This window comes from Streptomyces ossamyceticus (assembly GCF_001418475.1).
Classification (GTDB): Bacteria; Actinomycetota; Actinomycetes; order Streptomycetales; family Streptomycetaceae; genus Streptomyces; species Streptomyces ossamyceticus.
Genome location: NZ_LIQX01000104.1, coordinates 21,858 through 32,422, shown reverse-complemented (window position 1 = coordinate 32,422; position 10,565 = coordinate 21,858). Strand labels below are relative to the sequence as shown.

The window sequence follows — 10,565 nt, the reverse complement described above, 5'->3', positions numbered from 1 at the left end:
CCCCCCTCCTGACCGCGATCTCCGAGTACCCCCACGTCCTTCTTCGCGCCGCGACCCACCGAACGCCTGACCGCCTCGCCCGGCACCTGGTCGTCACCGCCGACGCCCTGCTGACCTTCCAGCACACGGTGCTGCCGCGCGGCGAAGAGAAACCCTCGGCCGCCCACCGGGCCCGGCTGGCGCTTGCCGAAGCCGCCGGGACGGTGCTGGCCGGCGGCCTGTCCCTGCTCGGCATCGACGCACCCGAATACCTCTGAGCGAGCCCACCGGCCCCAAGCCCTCGGCCCGAGCCCACCGGTTCAGCGGCCCCAAAGCCTCTGGCCCGGGTCAGAAGCCCAGACCGAAGGCCCAGATCGAAGGCCCAGGCCAAAAGCCCAAGCCTCCGGCTCAGCCCCGGCCCACCGGCCCCAAAGCCAGCCGCAAGCCCAAGCCCAAGGTCAAGGCCCACAGGCCCGAGCCCCAAGGTCCAAGGCCCAAGCCGAAGCCCGAGCCCTGGCCCCCGGCCCAAGCCCAAAGGCCACGGACCCGAAGCCCAAGCCCGAAGCCAAGCCCAAAGGCCACCCGCCGAGCCCAAGCCCGAAGCCCGAGCCCCAGGCCCCGCGAGCACAGAGTCCCGATAGGTAGAGAGAGTCAGACCAGTCATGAGCCGTTCCGCACACCCCGCCGGGCCCCGTCACGCCGATGTGCTGCCGGAGGGGCATTACAGTGCCCCGCCCGCCGATCTGAACACGCTTGACCCGAAGGTGTGGGCGCAGACCGTCGACCGCGGGGCCGACGGAGTCGTCCGCGTCGGCGGGGTCGACGTGAAGGCGCTCGCCGAGGAGTTCGGCACGCCCGCCTACTTCCTCGACGAGGCCGACTTCCGCGCCCGCGCCCGCGCCTGGCGCACCGCGTTCGGGCAGGACGCCGACGTGTTCTACGCCGGCAAGGCGTTCCTGTCGCGCGCGGTGGTGCGCTGGCTGCATGAGGAGGGGCTCAACCTCGATGTCTGCTCCGGCGGCGAGCTCGCCACCGCCCTGTCCGCCGGTATGCCCGCCGACCGCATCGCCTTCCACGGCAACAACAAGTCCACGGAGGAGATCCACCGGGCGGTCGAGGCCGGCGTCGGCCGCATCGTCCTCGACTCCTTCCAGGAGATCGTGCGGGTCGCGCACATCGCCCAGGAGCTCGGCAAGCGTCAGCGCGTGCAGATCCGGGTGACCGTCGGCGTCGAGGCGCACACCCATGAGTTCATCGCCACCGCGCACGAGGACCAGAAGTTCGGCATCCCGCTCGCCGGGGGGCAGGCCGCCGAGGCCGTACGGCGGGCGCTCAAGCTGGACGGGCTGGAGCTCATCGGGATCCACTCGCACATCGGGTCCCAGATCTTCGACACCTCCGGCTTCGAGGTCGCCGCCCACCGCGTCGTCGGGCTGCTCAAGGACATCCGTGACGAGCACGGCGTCGAGCTGCCCGAGATCGACCTGGGCGGCGGTCTCGGCATCGCCTACACCAGTGCCGACGACCCCCGTGAGCCGCACGAGATCGCCAAGGCGCTCACCGAGATCGTCACGCGGGAGTGCGAGGGCGCCCGGCTGCGTACGCCGCGGATCTCCGTCGAGCCGGGGCGGGCCATCGTCGGGCCGACCGCGTTCACGCTCTACGAGGTCGGCACCATCAAGCCGCTGGACGGGCTGCGCACCTACGTCTCGGTGGACGGCGGCATGTCGGACAACATCCGGACCGCCCTGTACGACGCCGAGTACAGCGTCGCGCTGGTGTCCCGCACGTCCGACGCCGAGCCGATGCTCGCGCGGGTGGTCGGCAAGCACTGCGAGAGCGGTGACATCGTGGTGAAGGACGCGTTCCTGCCGGCCGACCTGGCACCGGGTGACCTGATCGCCGTGCCCGCGACCGGCGCGTACTGCCGTTCCATGGCGAGCAACTACAACCACGTACTGCGCCCGCCCGTCGTCGCGGTCAAGGACGGGGACGCCCAGGTGATCGTCCGGCGGGAGACGGAGGAGGATCTGCTCCGCCTCGACGTCGGGTGACGGAGGAGAGGCTGCTCCGCCTCGACGTCGGGTGACGCGAGTCCGGTCGTGTGCGCGGCGGGGCGGATAATGAATGCCGGGAAATTGCTGGGCCGAAAGATCTTCCGTCCTACGGCCCCGCGAAAATGAAATAGATGTCTCACGATCCGGACGAGGGATAGAAACTCCCGTCCGGTGAGTGAGACTGGTTCCACCGTATTCGGTATGAGGAAACGAGGTCGGATGATGCGTACGCGTCCACTGAAGGTGGCGCTGCTGGGCTGTGGGGTTGTCGGCTCAGAGGTGGCGCGCATCATGACGACGCACGCCGACGACCTCGCCGCCCGGATCGGGGCCCCCGTCGAACTCGCGGGTGTGGCCGTCCGTCGGCCCTCCAAGGTCCGTGAGGGCATCGACCCAGCCCTCGTCACCACCGACGCCACCGCCCTCGTCAAACGCGGGGACATCGACGTCGTCGTCGAGGTCATCGGCGGTATCGAGCCCGCCCGTTCCCTCATCACCACCGCGATCGAGCACGGCGCCTCCGTGGTCTCCGCCAACAAGGCGCTCCTCGCCCAGGACGGCGCCGCTCTGCACGCGGTCGCCGAGGAGGCGGGCAAGGACCTGTACTACGAGGCCGCCGTCGCCGGCGCCATTCCGCTGATCCGCCCGCTGCGCGAGTCGCTCGCCGGGGACAAGATCAACCGGGTGATGGGCATCGTCAACGGCACCACCAATTTCATCCTCGACAAGATGGATTCCACGGGCGCCGGTTATCAGGAGGCCCTGGACGAGGCCACCGCGCTCGGCTATGCCGAGGCCGACCCGACCGCCGACGTCGAGGGTTTCGACGCCGCCGCCAAGGCCGCGATCCTCGCCGGGATCGCCTTCCACTCGCGGGTACGGCTCGACGACGTCTACCGCGAGGGCATGACCGAGGTCACCGCCGCCGACTTCGCCTCCGCCAAGAACATGGGCTGCACCATCAAACTGCTCGCCATCTGCGAGCGGGCCGTGGACGGTGGCTCCGTCACGGCGCGCGTGCACCCCGCGATGATCCCGCTGACCCACCCGCTGGCCTCCGTACGCGGCGCGTACAACGCCGTGTTCGTGGAGTCGGACGCCGCGGGCCAGCTGATGTTCTACGGCCCCGGAGCAGGCGGCTCGCCCACGGCCTCCGCCGTCCTCGGCGACCTCGTGGCGGTCTGTCGCAACCGGCTCGCGGGTGCCATCGGCCCCGGCGAGTCCGCGTACGCCGCCCTGCGGGTCTCGCCCATGGGCGAGGTCGTCACGCGCTACCACATCAGCCTCGATGTGGCGGACAAACCAGGTGTTCTCGCCCAGGTGGCGACCGTGTTCGCCGAGCACGGGGTGTCGATCGATACCGTTCGCCAGCAGGGCAACAACGGCGAGGCCTCTCTCGTCGTCGTCACCCACCGCGCGTCCGACGCCTCCCTCAACGGGACCGTCGAGGCGCTGCGCAACCTCGACACCGTGCGGGGTGTCGCCAGCATCATGCGGGTTGAAGGAGAGTAACCAGCAATGACCCACCAGTGGCGCGGAATCATCGAGGAGTACCGGGACCGGCTGCCCGTCTCCGACAGCACGCCGGTCGTGACGCTCCGCGAGGGCGGCACGCCCCTCGTCCCCGCGCAGGTGCTCTCCGAGCGCACGGGCTGCGAGGTCCACCTCAAGGTGGAGGGAGCCAACCCCACCGGGTCCTTCAAGGACCGCGGTATGACGATGGCCATCACCCGGGCGAAGGAGGAGGGCGCGAAGGCCGTCATCTGTGCCTCCACGGGCAACACGTCCGCCTCCGCGGCCGCCTACGCCGTCCGCGCGGGCATGGTCTCCGCCGTGCTGGTGCCCCAGGGCAAGATCGCGCTCGGCAAGATGGGCCAGGCCCTGGTGCACGGCGCGAAGATCCTCCAGGTCGACGGCAACTTCGACGACTGCCTCACCCTCGCGCGTGAACTGAGCGACAACTACCCCGTGGCGCTGGTGAATTCCGTCAACCCGGTGCGTATCGAGGGTCAGAAGACGGCCGCCTTCGAGATCGTGGACATGCTCGGCGACGCCCCCGACATCCACGTCCTGCCGGTGGGCAACGCGGGCAACATCACGGCCTACTGGAAGGGCTATAAGGAGTACGCCGCCGACGGCATCGCAGCGCGGACGCCCCGTATGTGGGGCTTCCAGGCCTCCGGCTCCGCGCCGATCGTGCGCGGCGAGGTCGTCAAGGACCCCTCGACCATCGCCACCGCGATCCGTATCGGCAACCCCGCGTCCTGGCAGTACGCCCTCGCCGCGCGGGACGAGTCCGGTGGCGCCATCGACGAGGTGACGGACCGTGAGATCCTGCGCGCCTACCGGCTGTTGGCCGCGCAGGAGGGCGTCTTCGTGGAGCCCGCCTCCGCCGCGTCCGTGGCCGGTCTGCTCAAGGCCGCCGAGAACGGCAAGGTCGACCCCGGCCAGACCATCGTCTGCACGGTCACCGGCAACGGCCTGAAGGACCCCGACTGGGCCGTCGCGGGCGCCCCGCAGCCCGTCACCGTCCCCGTCGACGCGGCCACGGCGGCCGAGCGCCTCGGCCTCGCCTAGTGCTGTGACCGGAAAGGTTCACCGGCTCGCGACGCCCGGCACGGCACCTCGCGGCGTTGTCGCATGACCCGAGTACATCCAGTACGCGGGTCATGCTCCGCCTCGCGAGGCTCCCCCACTGCCTGAACGGCGTGGGAGGTGCCCCCAGCACCGGACGCCGCGAGCTCTCCGGCAAACCTTTCCCCTCACAGCACTAGCCGTCCGGGCAACGGTGCGAAACGGCCAGTGAGCCGCGCGTAGACGCCGTTTCCCCGGGGGATAACCCTGACAGGACCCGACAGGGGGTGCACAGGGGGCTTACGACACGCATCGTGCGCCTCCTGTGCGCCCTATGTCGCCACAGAACCCACCTTCGATAGGCTGTACCGAACCCGCCCGCTGCATATGCCCCGCAAGGGTGCGGCGCCGCGCCGTCCGCCGACGGCCGCCGGGTTCCCGCGTACGTCATCGAATGTCATTCGACAATCGTCAATCACGCAGCTCAAGGAGAGTCATCGAGCGATGGCCGGTCCAGCGTTCCGCGCCGCCGCCGTACGGGTGCGCGTCCCCGCCACCAGCGCCAACCTCGGCCCGGGCTTCGACGCCCTCGGTCTGTCGCTGGGGCTCTACGACGACGTGGTCGTCCGGGTGGCCGACTCCGGCCTGCACGTCGACATCGCGGGGGAGGGCAGCGAAACCCTTCCGCGCGACGAGCGGCATCTGCTCGTCCGCTCCCTGCGCACCGCCTTCGACCTGCTGGGGGGCCAGCCGCGGGGCCTGGAGATCGTCTGCGCGAACCGCATTCCGCACGGCCGCGGCCTCGGCTCCTCCTCCGCCGCCATCTGCGCCGGCATCGTCGCCGCCCGCGCCGTGACCATAGGCGGGGAGAACCGGCTCGACGACGCCGCCCTGCTCGAACTCGCCACCGAGATCGAGGGACACCCCGACAACGTCGCGGCCTGCCTCCTCGGCGGCTTCACGCTCTCCTGGATGGAGGGCGGCTCCGCGCGGGCCATCAGGATGGATCCCGCCGATTCCATCGTTCCGGTGGTTTTCGTCCCCGGAAAGCCCGTGCTCACGGAGACCGCGCGCGGACTGCTCCCGCGCGCCGTCCCGCACGTCGACGCCGCCACCAACGCCGGCCGTGCCGCCCTGCTCGTCGAGGCCCTGACCAGGCGTCCCGAGCTGCTGCTGCCCGCCACCGAGGACCGGCTGCACCAGGAGTACCGGGCGCCCGCCATGCCGGAGAGCGCGGCCCTGGTCGAGCGACTTCGGGCCGACGGCGTCCCGGCGGTCATCTCCGGCGCCGGACCCACGGTCCTGGCCCTGGCCGACGAGGCCAGCGCCGACAAGGTGGCCCATCTCGCGGGCGCGGAATGGGCCGCCAACCGGCTGGATCTCGACGCCCGAGGGGCGTGCGTCCTGCCGCTCACCACCACCGTCGCCGAGAACGTCGCCGACAGCGGCGACGCATAGGGGCGTACGGTTGCCGGATTTCGAGAGGGGGAATGTTTGTTGGATCCGGTAGTGTTAATCTCAAGTCTGCACCTGCCTCAGCCATGGCATGGTGCTTATCGTCCCCGTCCGGGACAACCATTCTTCCGGGAGTCTCCCAAGCCGCACTGTGCTTCGTACGTCAAGCTGTACGCCGTACGCAGGCACTGAGCGGTCTGCCGAGCAGGCTCCGGAACCGGCGTGACCGAGCCGCGTGACACAGACACCGAGTGCCACGGCCCCGTAAGCGCCGAATCACCAGCAAATTTTCCTCCGCCGCTTTGGCGGACCACCGCCCCGGCACGGTCCACCCGAACAGGGCCGAAGCCGGACAGCACAACCGGTCGCCGAGCCAGAAGGCCGACGTCCGCTCCAGGGAAGGACCCTTCGTGAGCGACACCACCGATCTGATGGGCGCACGTGTCGAGGAGACCGCTGCCGCGCCCGCCACGGACGCCGCGCCTGCCAGCGGTGCCGGCTCCAGGCGGCGCCGCGGCACCGGCCTCGAGGGCATGGTGCTGGCCGAGCTGCAGCAGGTCGCATCCGGCCTCGGCATCAGGGGCACCGCGCGGATGCGCAAGAGCCAGCTGATCGAGGTCATCAAGGAGGCGCAGGCGGGAGGGGGTGCCGCGGCTCCCAAGGCCGAGGCCGCCACCGAGGCCAAGCCCAAGCGCCGGACCACCTCGAAGGCACGCACGGGCGAGGACGCCGCCCCGGCCGAGAAGGCCGCCGCCAAGAAGGCCGAGGCGCCCGCCGAGAAGGTCGACAAGACCGAGAAGGCCGTCGCCCAGCAGCAGATCGAGATCCCCGGCCAGCCGGCCGGCGGGGACGAGGCGCCCACCGAGCGCCGCCGTCGCCGGGCCACCGCCGACGCGGGCAGCCCCGAGACGGTCACCGCCGAGGCGAAGGCCGAGCCCAAGGCCGAGACGCCGGCCCAGCCGCAGGCCGAGGCCAAGGGCGACGCCGCCGACGCCGACGGCCGCCAGGGCCGCCGTGACCGGCGTGAGCGTGGCCGCGACCGTGACCGCGGGGACCGCCGGGGCAAGGGCGACGAGCAGCAGGGCGGCGGTCAGCAGCAGCGCGACCGCGGCCAGCAGCAGGGCCAGCAGCAGAGCGGTGGCCGCCAGGAGCGCCAGCGCGACAACGGCCCGCAGGACGACGACGACTTCGAGGGCGGACGCCGTGGCCGTCGCGGCCGTTACCGCGACCGTCGTGGCCGTCGCGGCCGTGACGACATGGGCGCGGCCGAGCCGCAGCTCGCCGAGGACGACGTCCTGATCCCCGTCGCGGGCATCCTGGACATCCTCGACAACTACGCGTTCATCCGCACCTCCGGCTACCTGCCGGGCCCGAACGACGTGTACGTCTCCCTCGCCCAGGTCCGCAAGAACGGCCTGCGCAAGGGCGACCACGTCACCGGTGCGGTCCGTCAGCCCAAGGAGGGCGAGCGCCGCGAGAAGTTCAACGCGCTGGTCCGCCTGGACTCCGTCAACGGCATGGCGCCCGAACACGGCCGCGGCCGCCCGGAGTTCAACAAGCTGACCCCGCTCTACCCGCAGGACCGCCTCCGCCTGGAGACGGACCCGGGCGTGCTCACCACCCGCATCATCGACCTCGTGTCGCCGATCGGTAAGGGCCAGCGCGGTCTGATCGTGGCCCCGCCGAAGACCGGCAAGACCATGATCATGCAGGCGATCGCCAACGCGATCACGCACAACAACCCCGAGTGCCACCTGATGGTCGTCCTCGTCGACGAGCGTCCGGAAGAGGTCACCGACATGCAGCGGTCGGTCAAGGGCGAGGTCATCTCCTCGACCTTCGACCGTCCCGCCGAGGACCACACCACGGTCGCCGAGCTCGCCATCGAGCGCGCCAAGCGCCTGGTGGAGCTGGGCCACGACGTCGTCGTGCTGCTCGACTCGATCACGCGTCTGGGCCGTGCGTACAACCTGGCCGCGCCGGCCTCCGGCCGCATCCTGTCCGGTGGTGTCGACTCGACCGCCCTGTACCCGCCGAAGCGCTTCTTCGGTGCGGCCCGCAACATCGAGGACGGCGGCTCGCTGACCATCCTCGCCACCGCCCTGGTGGACACCGGGTCCCGCATGGACGAGGTGATCTTCGAGGAGTTCAAGGGCACCGGCAACATGGAGCTCAAGCTCGACCGGAAGCTCGCCGACAAGCGCATCTTCCCCGCGGTGGACGTGGACGCGTCCGGTACCCGCAAGGAAGAGATCCTGCTCGGCAACGAGGAGCTGGCGGTCGTCTGGAAGCTGCGCCGGGTGCTGCACGCGCTGGACCAGCAGCAGGCCATCGAGCTGCTGCTGGACAAGATGAAGCAGACCAAGTCGAACGTCGAGTTCCTGATGCAGATTCAGAAGACGACGCCGACGCCGGGCAACGGCGACTAGCCCGACCGGTAGTTCACGACTGGTCCGCGACAGCGCAGAACCGGGGCCACCCTCCTTCGTGAGGGTGGCCCCGGTCTTTGTATGGGACACGTGTACGATCACGGGACTTCTTCTGGCTTGTTTTGATTCCTGTGTTCTCAGGGGGGACTTGAGTGGCCATACCTATGTCCGGAGCTGTCGCCACCGCGATAGCCGGGGCGTTGCTGCTGTCGTCGGCCGGTGCGGCCAACGGAGCCGGCTCGTCGGGGAGCGACGAGCTGGACGTGCGGATCGCCAACGCGATGGCCGCGGACGACACCGTCGGTGAGACGGCGGCGAAGCCGTCGACGTCGACATCGACGAACGAGTCGTCATCGAGCACCGACGCGGGCGGCCTGAAGCCGGACGCCAAGATCATCGGTGGTTCCGAGACCACCATCGGCGCGGCGCCCTGGATGGCGCAGCTCTGGTACTACGACGAGACCACGGGCTTCGGCTTCTTCTGCGGCGGCTCGGTCGTCTCGCCGACGAAGATCCTCACTGCCGCGCACTGCGTCGACAAGAGCCAGTACGACTGGGCCTCCTACGGCTCCGTCGTCACCGGTACCGACCAGCTGCCCACGGCCGTCTACGACAGCGACGGCAAGCTGGTGGGCATGGACTACCACGGTGGCGAGGCCACCAAGGTGTCCCGCCAGTGGAACCACTCCTCGTACAACGAGGACACGATCAACAACGACGTCGCCGTGCTTACGCTGGCCAAGCCGGTCACCGCCACGCCGATCAGGATGACGACGTCGACCGACACGTCCTCGTACGCGGCGGGCACCAGCGCGAAGGTCTACGGCTGGGGCCGTACCAGCTCCACCAGCGACGACATCTCGGAGAAGCTGAAGACGGCGACGCTGCCCGTGGTCGGTGACACGACCTGCGGGAACACCTGGGGCAGCTATTTCGTCAAGGGCAACATGTTCTGCGCGGGCAAGCCCGCCGGCGGCACCGACGCCACCACTACCGCCAGCTGCAACGGCGACTCCGGCGGCCCGCTCGTCGTGGGCGGCAAGGTCATCGGCGTCGTCTCGTGGGGCGTCGTGGACTGCGTGGAGAAGGGCGCCTACCCGGTCTTCGCGAAGGTCAGCAAGTACGTCGGCGCCGCCTACCCGCGCGTCGACGACACCGACATCAGCCGGGACGGCAAGGCCGACGTCTTCCTGCGCAACAAGGAGACCGGCTCGGGCTACGTCCGCGCCTCCACGGGCTCCGCGCTCGCCGACCGCAAGGCGCTGACCGCAGAGGGCAGCTGGCAGGGCTACAACCTCGTCCAGCAGACTGACCTGAACCGGGACGGCTACCAGGACTACGTCCTGCGCCGCGCCTCCGACGGTGACGTCTTCTGGCGGCGGCGCACGGCGTCGTCGAGCACCTGGACGACCACCCAGATCTTCGACAACTGGGCGACCCGCACCCGGATCATCACCCCCGGCGACGTCACCGGCGACGCCCTGCCCGACCTGCTCTCGGTCGACTCGGCGGGGGCCCTGTGGATCTACCCGGGCAAGGGCAACGGCACCTTCGGGACCCGCGTCCAGGTGAGCACGGGCTGGAACTCGTACAACGCGGTCCTCGGTCACGGCGACTTCACCGGTGACGGCAAGGCCGACCTGATCGCGCGCACCAAGACCGGCTCGAACATCTACCTGTTCAAGGGCACCGGCAAGTCCGGCACGGGCGCCTTCGCCACCAAGATCAAGGTCCGCTCCGACTGGAGCTCCTACAACACACTCATCACTCCCGGTGACGTGAGCGGCGACGGCCGCGCGGACCTGCTGGCCCGCACCAGCGGCGGCACGCTGTACCTCTACAAGGGCACCTCGAAGGCCACGAGCGAGATCTTCAGCACACGGATCTCGGTCGGAACCAGCTACGCCCAGTACGACCTGCTCGGCTGAAACACCAGGTGAGCCCGGTCCCACCGAGCTCATCCGGAACACCCGGTGCCCATCGCTCTTTGCGCGATGGGCACCGTTCGTTGTGCAACCCTTTCCCGAATTACTCCGTCTGACCGATCGGAGTGACCATGAGCGGTACGGCC

The 10,565-nt window shown here is 70.0% G+C and carries 7 protein-coding genes; all 7 read left to right on the top strand.

The window, feature by feature from the left end:
* Nucleotides 1-257, top strand: a 257-nt coding sequence (locus AOK15_RS09710; RefSeq protein WP_276206205.1) for a DALR anticodon-binding domain-containing protein, incomplete at its 5' end; no start/stop codon positions are given.
* A gap of 384 nt (nt 258-641) precedes the next feature.
* Complete coding sequence (gene lysA / locus AOK15_RS09705) at nt 642-2,033, top strand: diaminopimelate decarboxylase (RefSeq protein ID WP_055514859.1); 1,392 nt, start codon at nt 642-644, stop codon at nt 2,031-2,033.
* 222 nt (nt 2,034-2,255) lie between these two features.
* Nucleotides 2,256-3,548, top strand: a complete 1,293-nt coding sequence (locus tag AOK15_RS43775) for a homoserine dehydrogenase (protein ID WP_167738805.1) — start codon at nt 2,256-2,258, stop codon at nt 3,546-3,548.
* A 6-nt stretch (nt 3,549-3,554) separates the two neighbouring features.
* Nucleotides 3,555-4,613 (top strand): threonine synthase, encoded by a 1,059-nt coding sequence (gene thrC, locus AOK15_RS43770; protein WP_055514857.1) that lies wholly within the window; start codon nt 3,555-3,557, stop codon nt 4,611-4,613.
* 501 nt (nt 4,614-5,114) lie between these two features.
* The gene (gene thrB / locus AOK15_RS09690) at nt 5,115-6,068 is read left to right on the top strand and encodes a homoserine kinase (protein ID WP_055514855.1); all 954 of its coding nucleotides are present in this window, start codon (nt 5,115-5,117) and stop codon (nt 6,066-6,068) included.
* 407 nt (nt 6,069-6,475) lie between these two features.
* On the top strand, nt 6,476-8,494 hold the full coding sequence (gene rho / locus AOK15_RS09685) for a transcription termination factor Rho (protein ID WP_055514864.1): 2,019 nt from the start codon (nt 6,476-6,478) through the stop codon (nt 8,492-8,494).
* Nucleotides 8,495-8,658: 164 nt separating this feature from the next.
* Nucleotides 8,659-10,422, top strand: a complete 1,764-nt coding sequence (locus AOK15_RS09680; protein ID WP_107099375.1) for a trypsin-like serine protease — start codon at nt 8,659-8,661, stop codon at nt 10,420-10,422.
* Nucleotides 10,423-10,565: the final 143 nt, after the last annotated feature.